This is a genomic window from Fructilactobacillus sp. X2R1C1 (genome assembly GCF_059901435.1).
Map to the genome: position 1 here is coordinate 1 of NZ_JBWXUV010000153.1, position 238 is coordinate 238.

1 pseudogene is annotated in these 238 nt (G+C 26.5%); it reads left to right on the forward strand.

The annotated features are described in order from the left end of the window. Positions 1–238: pseudogene (locus tag AC6UDG_RS07855) on the forward strand (hypothetical protein); the annotation flags it as partial.

Below are 238 nucleotides of genomic sequence, written 5' to 3' on the forward strand. Positions count from 1 at the left end.
GAACTAATCAATTTAATATGACAACTAGAAGAGATAATAAAGACTTTTTTAATAAAATATTAAATAATAGTAAAAATTATTTAATACGTGGATTTGAATTAGAAGATAGCTACGGTAACTATGGAATCTGTGGAATGATACTTATCAAGTTAGAAAGTAATTCTGCTACAATTTTAAATATGGTTCTAAGTTGTAGAGCCTTTGATAGGGGAGTTGAAAGGGCTTCTTTGTATTATAT